Source organism: Natronoarchaeum mannanilyticum (assembly GCF_039522665.1).
GTDB classification, from domain to species: domain Archaea; phylum Halobacteriota; class Halobacteria; order Halobacteriales; family Natronoarchaeaceae; genus Natronoarchaeum; species Natronoarchaeum mannanilyticum.
Genome location: NZ_BAAADV010000003.1, coordinates 340,962 through 356,314, shown reverse-complemented (window position 1 = coordinate 356,314; position 15,353 = coordinate 340,962). Strand labels below are relative to the sequence as shown.

The following is a 15,353-nucleotide window of genomic DNA, read 5'->3' as shown; positions in this document are numbered from 1 at the left end:
GCATCGTTTCACGCGCCGCGCGCTCTCCGAAATCGTTTTGGCGAACGCTCGCGGAAAGTCGGTATGCCGACCGAATCGGACACCGACTACGACCCGACCCTCGGGAACAAGTTCATTTTCGTCACCGGGGGCGTGATGTCAGGACTCGGCAAGGGGATCACGGCCGCCAGCACCGGCCGGCTCCTCAAGAACGCCGGGTTCGACGTGACCGCGGTCAAGATCGACCCGTACCTCAACGTCGACGCGGGGACGATGAACCCCTACCAGCACGGGGAAGTGTACGTCCTCAAGGACGGCGGCGAGGTCGACCTCGACCTGGGGAACTACGAGCGGTTCCTCGACGAGGACATGACCTTCGATCACAACATCACGACGGGCAAGACCTACCAGCACGTCATCGAGAAGGAGCGCTCGGGCGACTACCTGGGCAAGACCGTCCAGATCATCCCCCACATCACCAACGACATCAAGCGGCGCATCCGCGAGGCCGCCGAGGGGACCGACGTCTGTCTCATCGAGGTCGGGGGCACCGTCGGCGACATCGAGGGGATGCCCTACCTCGAGGCGCTCCGGCAGTTCGCCCACGAGGAAGACGAGGGCGACATCCTCTTTACCCACGTCACGCTCGTCCCCTACTCGAAGAACGGCGAACAGAAGACAAAGCCCACCCAGCACAGCGTCAAGGAGCTGCGCTCGATCGGGCTCCAGCCCGACATTCTCGTCGGGCGCTGCGACGACCACCTCGACCCCGAGACCAAGGAGAAGATCGCGCTGTTCTGCGACGTGCCGACCGACGCCGTGTTCTCGAACCCCGACGTCGAGGACGTCTACCACGTCCCGCTGGTCGTCGAGGAGGAAGGCCTCGACGAGTACGTGATGGAGCGCCTCGATCTCGCCGACGACGCCCTGCCGAAAAGCGAGCGCGACAACAGCTGGCGCGACCTCGTGACGAAGGACCGCACGGGCGAAGTCGAGATCGCGCTGGTCGGCAAGTACGGCCTCGAAGACGCGTACATGTCGATCCACGAGTCGCTCAAGCACGCCGGACTCGAAGCCGGCGTCGACGTCGAGACGACGTGGGTCCACTCCGAGGAACTCGCCGGCGGCCACGACGGCCAGCTCGACGACGTCGACGGCATCGTCGTCCCCGGCGGGTTCGGCTCGCGCGGCACCGAGGGCAAGATCGAGGCCGTCCGGTACGCCCGCGAGAACGACGTGCCCTACCTCGGGCTCTGTCTGGGCTTCCAGATGGCCGTCGTCGAGTACGCGCGGAACGTACTCGGGCTGCAGGACGCCCACTCGGCGGAGATCAACGAGGACACGCCCCACCCCGTCATCGACATCCTGCCCGAGCAGTACGAGGTCGAGGACATGGGCGGCACGATGCGTCTGGGCGCCCACGAGACCGACATCGAGCCCGGCACGCTCGCCCACGACGTGTACGACGACACGTCCTGCACGGAACGGCATCGCCACCGCTACGAGGTCAACCCCGAGTACATCGAGGATCTGGAGGAGGCGGGCCTCGTGTTCTCCGGCAAGTCCAACAACCGGATGGAGATCGTCGAACTCGACGACCACCCCTACTTCCTCGGGACGCAGTTCCACCCCGAGTTCCGGTCGCGGCCCACCCGCGCGAGCCCGCCGTTCGTCGGCTTCCTCGACGCGGTGCTGGACCTGACGGGCGTCGACGGGTCGGCCGAGGACCACCAGGAGGTGGAAGTCTGATGGTCGACGTCGATTCGTTCATCCCCGAGAAGATCGACGAGATCGCCGAGGAGGTCGGCGACGCCAACGCCGTGATCGGCCTGTCGGGCGGCGTCGACTCCTCGACGGCCGCCGCGCTGGCCTACGAGGCCATCGGCACCCAGCTGACCGCGGTGTACGTCGACACCGGTCTCATGCGCAAGGGCGAGACCGACGAGATCCGCGAGACGTTCGACTACATGGAGAGCCTGCGGATCGTCGACGCACAAGACCGGTTCCTCGACGAGTTAGAGGGGGTCACCGACCCCGAGGAGAAGCGCCACATCATCGGCGAGCAGTTCATCCGGGAGTTTGAAACTGTGGCCCGCGAGGTCGACGCCGACTACCTCGTCCAGGGGACGATCTACCCCGACCGGATCGAATCGGAGGGGACGATCAAGTCCCACCACAACGTCGGCGGCCTGCCCGAGCGGATCGACTTCGACGGGATCGTCGAGCCGATGCGCGACCTGTACAAGGACGAGGTCCGCGAGGTCGCGCGCGAACTCGACCTCGAAGAGATCATCGCCGAGCGGATGCCGTTCCCCGGCCCCGGACTCGCGGTGCGGATCATCGGACCCGTCACCGAGGAGAAGCTGGAGGTCGCCCGCGAGGCCAACCACGTCGTCGAGGAGGAACTCGAGGAGTACGAGCCGTGGCAGGCGCTCGCGGCCGTCATCGGCAAGGCCACCGGCGTCAAGGGCGACAACCGCGTCCACGGCTGGGTCGTCTCGGTGCGCTCGGTCGAATCCCGCGACGGGATGACCGCCCGCGCCCAGGAGATCGACTGGGAGACGCTCCAGCGCATCCAGTCGCGGATCACCGGCTCCCACGAGAACGTCGCCCGCGTCGTCTACGACGTCACGCACAAACCGCCCGCGACCATCGAGTACGAGTGATGAAGGCCATCGTCGCCGGTCCCGACGCGGACGACCTCGCGGGACGGCTGGGCGAGAACGGCGTCGACGTGACGCCGATCGAGGACGTCGCCACGCGCCCGAAACTCGAGGAGGCGGGCGCCCACGACGCCGACCTGTTCGTGCTGACCGACGTCGGTCAGGCGACCTCGATCCCGATCGTGAAGGATCTCAACGACGGGATCCGCGCGGTCGTCTACGACCGCAACTCGCTGCCCGACTTCGTCGCGAGCCAGACCGACCTCGCGGTCGACCCCGAACTGCTCGGGGCCGACGCCGTCGCTGAAGAACTGGCCGCCGAGTAACGGGCCGGTTCTGCCGTCGCGGTTCTACGAGTCGCCTTCGAGCGCTTGCAGCCGCCGGACCCGCCGCTCCGTGTCGGGGTGGTAGCTAAACGCTGGTGCCAGCAGCTTCCGGACGGTCTGGGGCAGTAGTGCCATCGGCGTCTGCCAGCCCGTCGCCCACGAGTTCGGGCCCTCCGAAAGCGGGGCGACGGCGAACGCTTCGATCCCGACGGCGCGGAGATCGGTCGCCGCCGGACCGCCGCCGTCGAGCCGCTGGACCGTCGCCGCGACCAGCGACGGCTCGCCGGTGATCGCGGCGGCACCCCGATCGGCGGCCAGTTCCCGGTGGCGCGCCAACCGCGCCGTCGCCAGCCGAGCGGCGATCCAGAACAGGCCCGCCGCGACGCCGAGGATCGCCGTCAAAACACCGTGGAATCGTCCGGTGGATCGGGACGCGCGCCCGTCCGCCGAGCGCCGATCCGATCGTTCGTCTTCCGTCGCGATCGTCCAGAGCCCCTCGGCGACGACGACGGGGCCCATCGCGACCGTCATCGCGCTCACGTCGCGGTTCTTGACGTGGCTCAGCTCGTGTGCCAGGACGGCCCTGAGTTCCTCGTCGCTCAGCCGTTCGAGCAGCCCCCTCGTGACCGTGATCCGGGCCGAGCCGGGTCGGGCGCCGGTCGTGAACGCCGTCGGAACTGCGGTCTCGGCGACGCGCACCGTCGGCGTCGGGACGTTCGCGATCCGGGAGAGGTTCGCGAGCGCGCGTTCGACGTCGTCGGGCGGGTCCCGCAACCCCGCCTCGAACCGACGACGAAGTAGCCCTCGACGCCAGCGATCGAGCGCCGCGAGTCCCGCGAAGGCCCCGACGGTGAGCGCCGCGGGGAGGACGATCGTGAGCCACGGCGACAGTCCGCTGGGGCGATACGACACTGCGGCACCGACGACGTCGCTCCGGACGCTGCCCAGCAGTACGAGCGTCGCCATTCGCACGCCGGCGGCGACGGCGAGAACGAACGCGCCGGTGATCGCCGCGAGCAGCGTCAACGAGAGCGCCATTCGGGCGATCAATCTCCAGTCGGTGTTTGCGCCGCTCCACGGCATCGATACGTTCCATCATTCGCTCCGGGAATAAAACTGGACGGATCGCTGCCGCCGTTCGGACGGAAGTACGTCGCGAACTAGTCGTCGCTCTCGGCCGCGCTCGTTTCGCCGGCGCTCTCCTCGTCGTCGCGCTCCCCCGGCGTCAGCTGCTCGGGGTCGCGCTCGTAGGGCGGCGTTTCCAGGAACTGTTCGATCCGCTCGCGGTCCTCGTCCGACAGTCCGGGGTCGCTCATCGCCGATCACCCCCCGTCGTCTGCCGATTCGGTCCCCCTGCGCTCCCCTCCGGAGCCTCGTCGTCGACGTACATCTGCCCCGGAGTACGTCAGTACCTCAAAAAAGCTCCCGGTCTAAACGATTAGGTCCGCGTCAGCGATCCGGTTCCCGTCGGACGCTCGCCGTTTCATCCATTGGGCGCTCACCGCTCCAGCACGATGCCGCTGGCTCCGACCGCGAGGTCGTCTCCGGCGCCCGCCTTCAGGTTCGCGCCGGTCGGCGTGTCGACCTGCGACCAGCGCCCGCCGGCCCGCTCGAAGATCGTTCCGCCGCCGCCGACCGCGACGCCGTCGCCGTCCTCGGTCTCGACGTCCAGCAGGTCGGCGTCGCCGAGGCTCTCGGGGGTCCACTGTGAGCCGTTCCACTCGAACACGCTGGCGTTGCCGCCGCTGACGGTCACGTCGTCGCGCCCGTCGCTGTCGAGCCCGTAGAACGTGACGTCGGCGTCCTCGATGCCGATCGGTTCCCAGGTGACGCCGTCGGTCGTCTCGAACACGCGCCCGTTCGTGTCGATGGCGTGGGCCGAGCGCGCGCCGAACGTCTCGATCGCGGGGAGGGCCGACCCGCTCCCGGGCGTGACGTAGTCCCAGGTGCCCTCCTCGCCGTTCGCGAAACTGTAGTAGATCTTGCCCGAGTCGCCGGCGACGTACACCTCGGCGTCGCCGGCCGATCCGACGACCGCGACGTCGTTGAAGTTGTTCGTGACGTCCATCGGAGCCGAGCGGTCCTCGAGGTTGCCCGTCTCGACGTCGTACTCGCCGATCGCGCCGCTGGAACCGACGAACCAGAGGCGCTTCCCGTCGTCGGTCGCGGCCGCGCCGTAGAGGTTGTTCCCGTTGCCGGTGGGGCCGCCGTCGAGCAGCTTGCGCCACCCCTCGTCAGTCCGGCGGATCACGACCCCGCCGCCGCCCACCGCGTGGGCGTCGCGCGCGGTGTACTGCACGTCGTGGAGGGTTCCGTCGACGGGGGATTCGGCCACCGTCCACCCGCTGTCGGACGTCGCTGCGCCGACGCCCGCGGCGACGGTCGTCGCGGCAAGCGATGCGCCTGCGGCTTTCAGCACCGAACGTCGGGTGCGCTCTGACATGACGCGATCGTTGCTTTCCGCGCTTGTCATGTAAGGCCCGGCGACGTTTGACGGCGTTCACGACGCTTCAAAACCGGCTAACACCCGGCCGAACGATCGGATTTGCGCCCGCTCAGAACCGGTGGTTTCGCCCCGATTTGAACGGTCAATTCAGCGTCTCGATGATCGTACCGATAGTGTGACGCGCCCGGCGGCTCCGTTCGACACTCCTCGGTCGCTCACATGCGAGGATATCCGTCGAAAGCGGCGATTCGGGGCGCGTAAACGGTCCTAAAACGGCCGTGACTTCCCGGTCACCGCGGATGTTTCTCGGGGTCGCCCGTCCGCGCCAGCCCGGCGACGTGACCTGCTTCCTCGACGACGATCCCCTCGGTCCCGAGGCGGGCGGCCCGCTCGCTGCCCGGCATGCAAAACACCGGCACGTCGGTGACGATCCCGGCGGTCGCGCGCGTCGCGACGACTTTCGTCGCGACCTCGTCGTACGACAGCAGGCGAAACAGCTCGCCGAAGCCCGGCAGCTCCTTGTCGAACAGCGGCTCGACGGCCTCGATCGTCACGTCGTCCGCCGTGATTCCCGTGCCGCCGGTCATCACCACGACGTCGACGTCGCCCCGATCCGCCAGCCGGTTGATCGTCTGCTGGATGTTGTCGTACTTGGCTTCGATCAGCTCCCGGGTGACGATCTCGTGGCCCGCGTCCTCCATCCCGGCGACGACGGCGTCGCCCGCGGGGTCGTCCGAGAGCGATCGCTCCGAGGAGACGGTCACGACCGCGGTGCAGAGCTCGTCGGGATCGAACTCGTCGTACTCCTCGGTGTCGTGAAGTTCGTCGCCCTCGACGTCGGGGTCGCCCTCTCCGACCTCCGGGTCGGGCTCGGCGTCGCTCGACGTGTCCCGATCGGTCGCCGGCTCCTCTCCCGACTCGTCCTCCTCGTCCCGCAGATCCCGCCGGGTGTCGCGCTGCTGGAAGTCGACCATGGGCGGCGTTTCGGACGAGGTCCTGAAACCCCTTGCGCCGCGCTCCGGGGAGCCGCGCCGCCGGCCGATCCGAAACCGGCGACGCCGTCCCCGTCGCGTACTGTTTTCACCGCGCCGGACGACCACTCGCGCATGGACGCAGTCAAATTCACCGACCACGGCGGTACCGACGTCGTCGAGTACGGCGAGTTCCCCGACCCGGAGATCGGCGCCGACGACGTGCTCGTCGACGTGAAGGCGGGCGCGCTCAACCACCTCGACGTCTGGACGCGCCGCGGGATGCCGGGGCTGGACCTGGAGATGCCCCACGTTCCGGGCAGCGACGGCGCCGGCGTCGTCGAGGCTGTCGGCGAGCACGTCTCGCGGTTCGAACCGGGCGATCGGGTCGCGCTCACGGCGGGCCGGTACTGCGGCGAGTGCGAGTACTGCCGCCACGGCGAAGAGCCCCAGTGCGTCAACTACCACATCGTCGGCGAGCACGTTCGCGGCGTCCACTCCGAACTCGCGGCGATCCCCGAGGAGACTCTGGTCGCGGTGCCCGAGGGCGTCGACTGGGAGACCGCGGCGGCCGCGCCGCTCGTCTTCCAGACCGCTTGGCGCATGCTGATGACGCGCGCCGACGTCGAGCCGGGCGAGACGGTGCTCGTGCTCGGGGCCAGCGGCGGCGTCGGCCACGCCGCGGTCCAGATCGCCGACTACGCCGGCGCGACGGTGTACGCGACCGGCGGCTCCGACGAGAAGTGCCGGTACGCCGAGGAACTCGGCGCCGAGGCGGCGATCAACTACGAGGAAGACGACTTCGCCGACGAGATCCGCGCCATCACCGGGAAGCGCGGTCATCAGACTACGTCTGATGGGCCGTCAGAACGCAGGCGTTCTGACGACGGCGTCGACGTCGTCGTCGACCACGTCGGCGCCGACACGTGGTCCGACTCGCTGGCCAGCCTCGCGAAGGGCGGCCGGCTGGTCACCTGCGGCGCGACGACGGGCCACGCGCCCGAGACCAACATCAACCGCATCTTCTGGAACCAGCTCAGCGTGCTCGGCTCGACGATGGCGACGCCCGGCGAGATCGACGACGTTCTCGAACGCGTCTGGGACGGCACCTTCGAGGTGCGGATCCGCGAGACGCTGCCGATGAGCGAGACGGCCAGGGCTCACGAGCTACTGGAGAACCGTGAGGGCTTTGGCAAAGTGGTCGTAAGACCCGACAGTGAACTCTGAGGGAGACGGCGCGGGCGACGCCGGATCGGTGGGCGATGCTGACGCGCGGGACGCCGCCGGATCGTCGAGCGACGCGTACACCCACGATCCGTCCGCGTTCAACGCCGACGGCGAGCGGGTCGAGGACGGCGCGGAGTCCGGCGACGCTGCCGATCGACCCCACCCGGACGACGCCGACCGCGAGTTCGACTGGCGCGGCTGGACGCTCGTCGGCGTCATCTTCTTTTCGTTCGTCGTGGCGCCGATCGTCACGTACCTGCGCCCGCCCCAACTGCCGTACATTCCGACGCTGATCGTGTTCCCGCTACTTCCGGCGCTGTTCCTCGGCGTCGTGGCGGTGTGGGCGACGACGCGGCCTTGAACTGTCGACGTATTCCTTGCGACTGCCGGAATCGCGCCGGTCAATCCGGCTCTGAGAGCTCTTGTACCGCCCCTGGTATAATTTCTTGTTCTGCTAACAGGACCTCCTCGAAAGCTCTCGGGCGGCTCCTATCAATTGCAACAGCTACCGACGATAACATCTTGAAAGCCCTCGGTCCGCTCGCCCGTTCTCAGGGAGATATCCTCACTGCGTTCGGATAGAGCCCCCTGAGAACGGGCCACCGGCCCTCGCCCTTTCATTCCGCCGGAAGACTCGCTACGCTCGTCTTCCGAGCCCTGCCTCGCTGCGCTCGGCAGGACGCCAGGAACAGCCACCGCAGTGCGCGGGTCGCGTTGCGACCACGCGCAACCCCGGCCCTCCCCCGGGGCGCGACACAAGGTCGCGCCCGGCCCCGCGGCTGCGGTGGCGCGCGCTGTCGAGTCCCTGTGACGAGACAGCGGCGCGCGAGGGACGACTGAGGGAGCAGCGCGACCGAAGGAGTCGGTTGGGGAGGACGAGGCTGCGGTTGGGTGGGAATGAAAGGGGCCGTCGGGCTCGATCCGGTGAGACGACGCAAGCACCACAGCGACTGAAAGGAGCGAGGAGCGCAGCGAGTCGCAACCGGTCGAGCGTGGCGGGGGCTTTCAGGGCGTTATCGTCTAGTGCTGTCCCAGAGAGCGCGGCGGCGACTTTCGGAGCGTATCCAGCGGGTAATTCAAGACCACCAGCTCGGCAGTAGCCGTTATCGAGGCGACCACACCGAAAAACGAGCCGAGAATATCCGCCAGTCGATCAGTTCAGCGCGGTCGGCGGTTCGACGAACGTCTCGTCGAGCCGTCGGACGAGCCCCACCGCGGCGGCGACGTCGTCCTCCGGCGTTTCCGGCTGTTCGGCGTACTCGGAGAGCGCACGGCGGAGGCGCCAGGCCTCATAGCAGGTGAACGGTCGGTCGGTGCCGGCCGTCGACTCCTCTACCGGCCGGTCTTCGAGCTTTTCGATCGCGTTGATCGCCCACCAGGGCGGGGACTCGCCGTCCTCCCGGTGCGCTTCGACCTGCTGCAGCATGACGTGGTGGACGACCCACTGTTCTGCGCGGCTCATGTCGACTCGGGTCGCGTCACGCCGTCGTGCGGTGGTACTCATGGTCTGTCGCGGGGCCGTTCACCTGCCCCTACGTACGAGTTAGTCGGGACGGGTTATAAATCCTTGCCACGTGTTAACATACCTTATCAGCGTTACGGCTGGCGCTTCGACTGCGGGAACAGGGTGCCTCGCGAGAAAGTGATCGTCGCGCGCGTTACTTACCGGACGTCGCGGCGCATCGCGATCTCGAACCAGGGGCAGAGGCGGAGCTGGCGGTACCACTCGGGGTGTTCGTGCAGACGCTCGTAGGGGACCCACATCAGGCCGGCGACCTCCTCCTCGTCGGGGTCGAGAGAGGTGTCGTCGAGCGTGAGTTTGAGCACCGCGCAAACCTCGTGCTCGACGCCCGCGTTCTCGTAGTAGCGCTTGTACTCGAACCGGTCGGTCACGCGCAGATCGTCGTACTGGTCGGGCGAGATCCCCAACTCTTCGTCGAGGCGCTGGCGGGTGGCCTCCTTCTGGGTCTGGCCCTCGACGGGGTGGGAGGCGACTGTGCCGTCCCAGTGGGTGTCCCAGAGGCGCTTGTTGGCGGCGCGCTGGGCCAGCAGGATGTTGCCCTCGCCGTCGAACACCAGCGAGGTAAAGGCGCGGTGGCGGATCCCGTCGCCGGTGTGGGCGTCCAGTCGGTTCACCAGTCCCTCGGGGTTGTCGTCGGCGTCGACGGCGATCACGTCCTGCTCGGCGTTCTCGTGTGCCGGCTCGTCGGCGTTCTGCGTGCTCATTACGGCTATCATCTCCGACCGGATTGAAACTCCCTTCGGTTCTTCGTGGCTCACTGTGACGGATTCACGAGGTCGGCTCCGGATCGTACCCCTCGCCGACGAACAGCGGGAGCCGTCGCCGCTCGATCGAAACGTCGAGCGACGGCGTCGACACCATCTCGCCGTCGAGGCTGAACTGGATCGGCTCGTCGTCGAGCGACTCGATCGAGAGCGCGGGCGCCCGGAGCCGGTGCATCGCCGTCTCCTCGCCGGCGAGCAGCCGGCCGAGCGCGCCGTCTCCGAGCAGGTCGCCGGAGGGCTGGCCGGCGACGACGGTCACGTCCAGCAGCCCGTCTTCGGCGTTTCCCGGCGCGGGCCATCCCTGCCCGGGGAACCGCCGGGCGTTGCCGATCAGCACCATCAGCGCCCGGCCCTCCCAGTCGGGATCGCGCGCCGTCGCGTCGGCGTCGGGCTCGGCGTCGGCCGGTTCGATCGCCTCGTCGACCACCTCGTCGGTCCGGACGCGCAGCGGCAGCCCGTCGTAGTCCGGCAGGTGCCGGATCGTCGTCAGCACGTACGCGAGCACGCCCAGCCGCTCTTTCATCTCGCTGTCGGTCGCCGCGCTGGCGTCGGCGGTCAGCCCGGCCACGCAGGAGTTCAGGAAGAGCCCGTCGTTGGCCGTCCCGACATCGATCTCCCTGACTTCGCCCCGCTCTATCGCCCGGAACGCGTCGGCGATCCCGCCGATGCCGACGTTCGACGCGAAGTTGTTGCCCGTCCCGGCGGGAACGACCGCGAACGCGACCTCGCCGAGTTTCTCCGCCGCCTGGATACCGCGGACGACCTCGTTGAGCGTCCCGTCGCCGCCCGCCGCCGCCACGACTGACGCGCCCGCCGCCGCGGCCTCGCGGGCGAACTCGACGGCGTCGCCCTCGCCCTCGGTCTCGCGGACGTCGAACCCGTGTTCGGCGGCGCGCGAGCGCACCTCGGCGACGTGGTCGCCGGTTCCGGCAGCCGGGTTCAACACGAGCACGCGCTCGGCGTCGCAGCCGTCGGTCCTGACTCCCGCCCCGTCGTCGAGCGCTTCGAATCGACGCTCCGTCCCGTCGTCCCCCATGGTCCCCAGTTCGAGAGACGGGGCAAAAGGCGTCGGGCGTCGAACCTATGCCGGTCGGGACCGTAGCGCGCGTATGAGCACAGAACCTCGCACCGACGCCGCGACGCGCGTGGTCGTCTCCTACCCAGCCGACCTCAGCGACTGGGGCCGCCGCCAGGTCGACCGCTCGTCGTTCCGGGCGTTCCTCCGGCGCACCCGTGAGACTGCCCAGGAGGGCGACGTCTGGGAGGAGTTCGTCGGCGTGGGCTGCTGTGGCAACACGCTGGACGTCCCGCTTCGGGTCGAGCGCGTCGAGGGAGGTTCGACGGTCGACGCCGACACCGCGTTCGACTTCGAGGTGCGCGAGGCCTGCGGGATCGAGGGGAGCTGGCGCGTCCAGAGCGCCGGCGGCCCGTCGACGGCGAACGAACCGCCGGGGTCGGACTGACCGAGTCAGTCCGGCAGGTAGCGCACGTTCACGACGCCCTCGTCGTCGTCGGCCCTGACCTCGACGCGGACGGCGCCGAGCCGCGCGGCGCGTTCGAGAGTTCCCGTATCGTCGAGCACGTCCGCGGCGGCGTCGGCGGTGCGCTCGGGCGGCACCGACAGCACGTGAATCTCGCCGTCGCCGGCGCGATCGACGCGCTCGACCTCGCCGACGGCCTGTTCGGCGGCGATCTCCATCGCCTGCGTCGTCGGCGAGAGGTCGGTGTCGACGAGTTCGACGGCGCGCCGCTCCTCGACCTCGACGACCTCCCAGGCGACCTCCATCGGCGGCTGGGGACGGATCGTCGCCTCGAGGACGTCCCGTTCTTCCACGTCCGGGTTCGACGCCATCGTGTGGACCTGCCCGTCGCTCACGTCGCGCAACACCGCCGACCCCTCGTCGGCGTGCGTGACGAGGAAGGTTCCGGTCTTCTCGGTCATACGGTCGTGTAGGCGCCGGCGCACACTTCGGGCTTTCGAGGCGGCGTCGGCCGGATCGGTTGCGGCGTCCCGCCGGGCGCGCCGACGCCGGCGTCGGCCGGTCCCGGCGCCGCTACCGGACGACCCGCTGGACCAGAGCGATCACCAGCGCGCCCAGGATCGGCACCGCCAGGCTGTACAGCGGCGGCAGCGAGTAGGCGAGTTCGATCGCCGGCGCGAGCGCGCCGGACGGTTCCGATCGGAACTCCGCGGGCGCCGAGACGACCAGCGCGAGGTAGATCGAGAACACGTACAAGTAGCCCGCCACCCCCAGCGCGGCGTCGCGACGCCGCGTTGCGGTTCCTCGCCGGTGGTTCCGGGCGACGTAGACGGCGGGCGCGAACAGCGGCACGAGCAGGCCCAGCACTACCACTGGCAACACGCCCCGAGAAATCTTGTTGAGTGCGGTGTGACCCACCGTCTCGGCGATCCAGACCGGCAGCGCCAGCAGGACCGTCAGCACCAACAGCAGGCCGACCAGCGCGCTGACCCATACGTACGTCCGCAGCGTCAGCGACTCGCTCTCCCGTCGCGACCGTCCGAGCGCCCGGCGGAGCGCGCTGTACGACGCCGACCGGTCGTCGTCCGCGGCGTCGGCGTCGACCGTCCCGCCGTCCGCGGCCGTGGCGCCTGCAGCTCCGCCGTCCGGCGTCGCGGCGTCTCCGGTACCGCCGTCCGCGGCCGCGGCATCGCCGTCCGCCCCGTTACTGACGTCGCCGTCGGTCATTCCGCGAAACTTGGGGCGGACCGGGGTTAAACGCCGCGGTGTCGGTCGCCGGAGACCGCTCTCGGGGGTCGGTCCGACCGGTTGGCCTGCGACGCCCTCCGCAAACTCACCCCGGCGGGTTTTTCTCTCCCGGCGCTCAGGGTTCGCGTATGTACGTCGATCTGGGTAACGCGCTGTCGTCGGTCGCCTCGCCGGGCGTCTCGCGGGCGTCGCTGGAACGCCTCGACGAGGACGTGGCGGCGGCCCACGAGCGCATCGAGCGGGGACGAGCGAACGACGAGCACGGCTACGCGGCGCTGAACCTGCCCGAGACGGCCGATCCCGACGCGATCACGGCGACCGTCGAGCCGGTCGCGGACGCCGAGGCGCTGGTGATCGTCGGTATCGGCGGCTCCGCGCTGGGTGCCGCCACGCTGGCCGACGCGCTCGACAGCGACGTCGAGACGCACGTGCTCGACAACGTCGATCCCGAGCACACGAACGACCTCCTCGAGGGGCTTCCGCTCGCCGACACCGCGATCAACGTCGTCTCGCGCTCGGGGACCACGGCCGAGACGCTGGCGAACTTTCTGGTCGTCCGCGAGGCGTTCGAGGACGCGGGCGTCGACTGGACGGAGCGCACAGTCGTCACGACCGGCGAGGCGGGGCCGCTGCGGGATCTGGCCGACACCCACGACCTGCCCGTGCTGAAGGTTCCTGATGGTGTCCCGGGCCGATTCTCGGTGTTATCGACGGTGGGCCTCGCCGCGGCGGCGATCCGCGGCGACGACGTCGAGGCGCTGCTGGCGGGCGGCCGCGACGTCGCCCGGAACCTGTCGGGCTCGCTGTTCGAATCGCCGGCGTACGCCTACGGCGCCACGACCTACGCGCTGGACAACCGGGGCGCCTCGATCAACGCGATGCTGCCCTACGCCGAGGGGCTGGAGACGTACGCCGAGTGGTACGCGCAGCTGTGGGCCGAGAGTCTCGGCAAGGACGGGCTGGGACAGACGCCGGTGCGCGCGCTGGGCGCGACCGATCAGCACTCTCAGCTCCAGCTCTACCGGGCGGGCCCGCGCAACACGATGGTCACGTTCGTCCGGCCGCGCGAGCGCGCCGACCGGACGATCCCCGAGACGGACGTCGAGGGACTGTCGTATCTGGGCGACGCCACGCTGGGCGAGCTGCTCGACGCCGAGTTCGAGGCGACCGAGGCCAGCCTCGCCGCGGCGGGGCGCCCGAACGTCCGCGTCGAGCTCGACCGCGTCGACGAGCGCGGACTGGGCCAGTTGCTCTACGGCATGGAAGCCGCCTGCGTGCTGGCGGGCGAGCTCCACGGCGTCGACACGTTCGTCCAGCCCGCCGTCGAGTGGGGTAAAAACGCCGCGCGCGGGCTGCTCGGCGCCGAGGGCGAGTACCCCGAAGCCGACGCCGTCGAGGACAAAGAGCAACTGCTCGTGGAGTGACGGCGTCGTCGTGACGGCCGCCCGCGTCGTCGTGACGACTACAGGCGTCGTCCCGTGCGACGGCGTCACCTCGCGGATCCGATAACGCTGGTTCTTTGGTAGCGACGCCTCTGCGTTGGAGCATGAGCGAACGGTACGCCTCCGGCGTCGGCCTCGTCCTCTCCGGGCTCGCGCTCGTCGCGGCGCTCCAGCCGTGGCCGGATTCGGGGACGCTGACCGCCGAAATCCCCATCGCCGGTGAATCGGCCAGCCTGACGCCGATCGCGGCGGCGCTGGCGCTGGCCGCGATCGCGGCGTTTCTCGCCCGCCGGTACGAGCTCCTCGGCCGGATAGAGGTGAGCCTCGCCGCCGGCGTCGCGAGCGTCGCCGTCGCCCTGTACGCCCTCGGCGTCGCCGTCCGGACGGTCGGCGCTGGCGACGATCCGGGCGTCTGGCCCACCGTCGCAGTCGCCGCCGGCGCCGTCGCCGGTCTCGCCGCGCTCGTCGACGGACTCGGCTTCGACGCCGACGACGTGCTCGACCGCGTGCAGCTGACCGTCACGGGGACGATCGTCGGCGTCCTCGGGCTGCTGGGGATCACGCTCTGGAACACGCTGCTGGTCTCGATCGCCGCGGGCGTCGCCGGCTCGACGACTCCCGGCACGCGAATCCTGCTCAGCACGGTCGCGACCGGGCTGGGTAGCGCAACCGTCGTGCTGGGCTATCTGGACGGCACCGACCGCGGCCTCGGCTTTCTCGACGTCGACTGGCCCGACACTCGCGACGTCGTCTACGGCGTCGGCGGGTTCGTCGTCCTGCTGCTCGTGTTGCTCGTCGGCGCCGAGTTGATCGACGTACTGGGTTTCTCATCGGCCGAGCACGGGATCGTCCAGACCGCCCGCGAGAACGACCCCGCAATCCTGCTGTGGCTGATCCTCCCCTCGGTGCTGCTGGTCGGCCCCGGCGAGGAACTGCTGTACCGCAACGTGATCCAGAAGTCGCTGTACGACTCGTTCTCTCGGACCGGCGCGGTGCTGGTGACCAGCGCGCTGTTCGCCCTGGTTCACTTCCCGGCGTACGCCACCGGCGGCTTGCTCGAGACGATCGGCAGTCTCCTGCTGATCGTTCCGCTGTCGATCGTGCTGGGCTTCGCCTTCGCTCGCACCGAAAACGTCGTCATCCCGGCGCTGATCCACGGCGCGTTCAACGCCTTTCAGTACGCCGCGCTGTACGTCGCGATCACCAGCGGCGTCGAGTTCATCTGACCGTCCTGCGCGCTCGGCGACGCAACCATTCGGAAACCGGATCGGCCCAAACGCCCAC

17 protein-coding genes are annotated in these 15,353 nt (G+C 69.4%); 8 read left to right on the top strand and 9 right to left on the bottom strand.

Annotated elements, in window-relative coordinates; genetic code table 11:
• The first annotated feature begins 63 nt into the window (after positions 1–63).
• The 3 genes from pyrG to ABDZ81_RS10340 are packed head-to-tail and all read left to right on the top strand — an operon-like array spanning position 64 to position 2,968.
• On the top strand, positions 64–1,728 hold the full coding sequence (gene pyrG / locus ABDZ81_RS10350) for a glutamine hydrolyzing CTP synthase (RefSeq protein WP_343773892.1): 1,665 nt from the start codon (positions 64–66) through the stop codon (positions 1,726–1,728).
• Positions 1,728–2,645 (top strand): glutamine-hydrolyzing GMP synthase, encoded by a 918-nt coding sequence (guaA, locus tag ABDZ81_RS10345; protein WP_343773891.1) that lies wholly within the window; start codon positions 1,728–1,730, stop codon positions 2,643–2,645. The genes pyrG and guaA overlap by 1 nt, the downstream gene beginning before the upstream one ends.
• Complete coding sequence (locus ABDZ81_RS10340; protein ID WP_343773890.1) at positions 2,645–2,968, top strand: DUF7126 family protein; 324 nt, start codon at positions 2,645–2,647, stop codon at positions 2,966–2,968. The genes guaA and ABDZ81_RS10340 overlap by 1 nt, the downstream gene beginning before the upstream one ends.
• A 24-nt stretch (positions 2,969–2,992) precedes the next feature.
• On the opposite strand, the gene ABDZ81_RS10335 is transcribed toward ABDZ81_RS10340, so the two are convergent.
• From ABDZ81_RS10335 to ABDZ81_RS10320, 4 genes are all read right to left on the bottom strand, one after another.
• The gene (locus ABDZ81_RS10335; RefSeq protein ID WP_343773889.1) at positions 2,993–4,006 is read right to left on the bottom strand and encodes a M48 family metallopeptidase; all 1,014 of its coding nucleotides are present in this window, start codon (positions 4,004–4,006) and stop codon (positions 2,993–2,995) included.
• A gap of 122 nt (positions 4,007–4,128) precedes the next feature.
• Entirely contained in the window at positions 4,129–4,284 is a 156-nt protein-coding gene (locus ABDZ81_RS10330) for a hypothetical protein (protein ID WP_343773888.1), read from the bottom strand.
• Positions 4,285–4,466: 182 nt separating this feature from the next.
• Positions 4,467–5,411: a beta propeller repeat protein gene (locus ABDZ81_RS10325; RefSeq protein ID WP_343773887.1), complete on the bottom strand. Its 945-nt coding sequence runs from the start codon at positions 5,409–5,411 to the stop codon at positions 4,467–4,469.
• Positions 5,412–5,704: 293 nt separating this feature from the next.
• Positions 5,705–6,388 carry a MogA/MoaB family molybdenum cofactor biosynthesis protein gene (locus ABDZ81_RS10320; RefSeq protein WP_343773886.1) on the bottom strand — a complete coding sequence of 228 codons (684 nt, stop codon included), beginning with the start codon at positions 6,386–6,388 and terminating at the stop codon, positions 5,705–5,707.
• A gap of 132 nt (positions 6,389–6,520) precedes the next feature.
• Between ABDZ81_RS10320 and ABDZ81_RS10315 the strand changes: the two genes are divergently transcribed.
• Positions 6,521–7,612: a zinc-binding dehydrogenase gene (locus ABDZ81_RS10315; RefSeq protein WP_343773884.1), complete on the top strand. Its 1,092-nt coding sequence runs from the start codon at positions 6,521–6,523 to the stop codon at positions 7,610–7,612.
• Complete coding sequence (locus ABDZ81_RS10310; protein ID WP_343773882.1) at positions 7,602–7,973, top strand: DUF7977 family protein; 372 nt, start codon at positions 7,602–7,604, stop codon at positions 7,971–7,973. The genes ABDZ81_RS10315 and ABDZ81_RS10310 overlap by 11 nt, the downstream gene beginning before the upstream one ends.
• A 792-nt stretch (positions 7,974–8,765) precedes the next feature.
• Here the strand turns inward: ABDZ81_RS10310 and ABDZ81_RS10305 are convergent.
• The 3 genes from ABDZ81_RS10305 to ABDZ81_RS10295 all read right to left on the bottom strand — a co-directional run bounded on the left by ABDZ81_RS10305 (position 8,766) and on the right by ABDZ81_RS10295 (position 10,934).
• Positions 8,766–9,074 (bottom strand): DUF7853 family protein, encoded by a 309-nt coding sequence (locus tag ABDZ81_RS10305; RefSeq protein ID WP_343773881.1) that lies wholly within the window; start codon positions 9,072–9,074, stop codon positions 8,766–8,768.
• Positions 9,075–9,274: 200 nt separating this feature from the next.
• Positions 9,275–9,838 (bottom strand): NUDIX hydrolase, encoded by a 564-nt coding sequence (locus ABDZ81_RS10300; RefSeq protein WP_343773880.1) that lies wholly within the window; start codon positions 9,836–9,838, stop codon positions 9,275–9,277.
• A gap of 64 nt (positions 9,839–9,902) precedes the next feature.
• Positions 9,903–10,934, bottom strand: a complete 1,032-nt coding sequence (locus tag ABDZ81_RS10295; RefSeq protein WP_343773879.1) for a diacylglycerol/lipid kinase family protein — start codon at positions 10,932–10,934, stop codon at positions 9,903–9,905.
• Between the two features lie 73 nt (positions 10,935–11,007).
• Between ABDZ81_RS10295 and ABDZ81_RS10290 the strand changes: the two genes are divergently transcribed.
• Complete coding sequence (locus ABDZ81_RS10290) at positions 11,008–11,361, top strand: DUF7968 family protein (RefSeq protein WP_343773878.1); 354 nt, start codon at positions 11,008–11,010, stop codon at positions 11,359–11,361.
• A gap of 5 nt (positions 11,362–11,366) precedes the next feature.
• Here the strand turns inward: ABDZ81_RS10290 and ABDZ81_RS10285 are convergent, their stop codons facing one another.
• On the bottom strand, positions 11,367–11,840 hold the full coding sequence (locus ABDZ81_RS10285) for a DUF5812 family protein (protein WP_343773876.1): 474 nt from the start codon (positions 11,838–11,840) through the stop codon (positions 11,367–11,369).
• A 112-nt stretch (positions 11,841–11,952) separates the two neighbouring features.
• Positions 11,953–12,606, bottom strand: coding sequence for a DUF8056 family protein (locus ABDZ81_RS10280; protein ID WP_343773875.1), 654 nt, complete (start codon positions 12,604–12,606; stop codon positions 11,953–11,955).
• Between the two features lie 149 nt (positions 12,607–12,755).
• Between ABDZ81_RS10280 and ABDZ81_RS10275 the strand changes: the two genes are divergently transcribed.
• Complete coding sequence (locus tag ABDZ81_RS10275) at positions 12,756–14,051, top strand: glucose-6-phosphate isomerase (protein ID WP_343773874.1); 1,296 nt, start codon at positions 12,756–12,758, stop codon at positions 14,049–14,051.
• A gap of 122 nt (positions 14,052–14,173) precedes the next feature.
• Entirely contained in the window at positions 14,174–15,295 is a 1,122-nt protein-coding gene (locus tag ABDZ81_RS10270; protein ID WP_343773873.1) for a CPBP family intramembrane glutamic endopeptidase, read from the top strand.
• The last annotated feature ends 58 nt before the right edge of the window (positions 15,296–15,353 follow it).

Bases quoted from the DNA above. Each gene is read 5' to 3' on its own strand.
- pyrG (WP_343773892.1), top strand. From the start codon at position 64: ATGCCGACCGAATCGGACACCGACTACGACCCGACCCTCGGGAACAAG.
- guaA (WP_343773891.1), top strand. From the start codon at position 1,728: ATGGTCGACGTCGATTCGTTCATCCCCGAGAAGATCGACGAGATCGCC.
- ABDZ81_RS10340 (WP_343773890.1), top strand. From the start codon at position 2,645: ATGAAGGCCATCGTCGCCGGTCCCGACGCGGACGACCTCGCGGGACGG.
- ABDZ81_RS10335 (WP_343773889.1), bottom strand. From the start codon at position 4,006: ATGGCGCTCTCGTTGACGCTGCTCGCGGCGATCACCGGCGCGTTCGTT.
- ABDZ81_RS10330 (WP_343773888.1), bottom strand. From the start codon at position 4,284: ATGAGCGACCCCGGACTGTCGGACGAGGACCGCGAGCGGATCGAACAG.
- ABDZ81_RS10325 (WP_343773887.1), bottom strand. From the start codon at position 5,411: ATGTCAGAGCGCACCCGACGTTCGGTGCTGAAAGCCGCAGGCGCATCG.
- ABDZ81_RS10320 (WP_343773886.1), bottom strand. From the start codon at position 6,388: ATGGTCGACTTCCAGCAGCGCGACACCCGGCGGGATCTGCGGGACGAG.
- ABDZ81_RS10315 (WP_343773884.1), top strand. From the start codon at position 6,521: ATGGACGCAGTCAAATTCACCGACCACGGCGGTACCGACGTCGTCGAG.
- ABDZ81_RS10305 (WP_343773881.1), bottom strand. From the start codon at position 9,074: ATGAGCCGCGCAGAACAGTGGGTCGTCCACCACGTCATGCTGCAGCAG.
- ABDZ81_RS10300 (WP_343773880.1), bottom strand. From the start codon at position 9,838: ATGAGCACGCAGAACGCCGACGAGCCGGCACACGAGAACGCCGAGCAG.
- ABDZ81_RS10295 (WP_343773879.1), bottom strand. From the start codon at position 10,934: ATGGGGGACGACGGGACGGAGCGTCGATTCGAAGCGCTCGACGACGGG.
- ABDZ81_RS10290 (WP_343773878.1), top strand. From the start codon at position 11,008: ATGAGCACAGAACCTCGCACCGACGCCGCGACGCGCGTGGTCGTCTCC.
- ABDZ81_RS10285 (WP_343773876.1), bottom strand. From the start codon at position 11,840: ATGACCGAGAAGACCGGAACCTTCCTCGTCACGCACGCCGACGAGGGG.
- ABDZ81_RS10280 (WP_343773875.1), bottom strand. From the start codon at position 12,606: ATGACCGACGGCGACGTCAGTAACGGGGCGGACGGCGATGCCGCGGCC.
- ABDZ81_RS10275 (WP_343773874.1), top strand. From the start codon at position 12,756: ATGTACGTCGATCTGGGTAACGCGCTGTCGTCGGTCGCCTCGCCGGGC.
- ABDZ81_RS10270 (WP_343773873.1), top strand. From the start codon at position 14,174: ATGAGCGAACGGTACGCCTCCGGCGTCGGCCTCGTCCTCTCCGGGCTC.